Source organism: Lactobacillus equicursoris DSM 19284 = JCM 14600 = CIP 110162 (genome assembly GCF_001434815.1).
Classification (GTDB): Bacteria; Bacillota; Bacilli; order Lactobacillales; family Lactobacillaceae; genus Lactobacillus; species Lactobacillus equicursoris.
In genome coordinates this window covers 1-876 of sequence record NZ_AZDU01000118.1, presented here as the reverse complement: position 1 = coordinate 876, position 876 = coordinate 1, and the positions used below count along the sequence as shown (strand labels likewise).

The window sequence follows — 876 nt, the reverse complement described above, 5'->3', positions numbered from 1 at the left end:
CAACTCAGTAGACCTTTGAAAACTGAACAAAGTTTCGACAAACCAAATGTGTAGGGTCGCCCTTCGGGGCACAAAACATATTTGCGAAGTCAATTTCGCTAGCAAATAAATTAAGTAACAAAACAAGAGCTACAAACTTTTTAATCGAGAGTTTGATCCTGGCTCAGGACGAACGCTGGCGGCGTGCCTAATACATGCAAGTCGAACGCACTCTCGTTAGATAGAAGAAGCTTGCTTCTGATTGATAACATTTGAGTGAGTGGCGGACGGGTGAGTAACACGTGGGTAACCTGCCCTAAAGTGGGGGATAACATTTGGAAACAGATGCTAATACCGCATAAAACCTAGCACCGCATGGTGCAAGGTTGAAAGATGGTTTCGGCTATCACTTTAGGATGGACCCGCGGTGCATTAGTTAGTTGGTGAGGTAAAGGCTCACCAAGACCGTGATGCATAGCCGACCTGAGAGGGTAATCGGCCACACTGGGACTGAGACACGGCCCAGACTCCTACGGGAGGCAGCAGTAGGGAATCTTCCACAATGGACGAAAGTCTGATGGAGCAACGCCGCGTGAGTGAAGAAGGTTTTCGGATCGTAAAACTCTGTTGTTGGAGAAGAACGTATTTGATAGTAACTGATCAGGTAGTGACGGTATCCAACCAGAAAGCNAGCAGCCGCGGTAATACGTAGGTGGCAAGCGTTGTCCGGATTTATTGGGCGTAAAGCGAGCGCAGGCGGTTTTTTAAGTCTGATGTGAAAGCCTTCGGCTCAACCGAAGAAGTGCATCGGAAACTGGGAAACTTGAGTGCAGAAGAGGACAGTGGAACTCCATGTGTAGCGGTGAAATGCGTAGATATATGGAAGAACACCAGTGG

General features: G+C 48.0%; 1 rRNA gene. It reads left to right on the top strand.

The features are described 5' to 3' along the window. Positions 1-140 precede the first annotated feature (140 nt). Positions 141-876: ribosomal RNA gene (locus tag FC20_RS09595) — 16S ribosomal RNA — on the top strand; the annotation flags it as partial.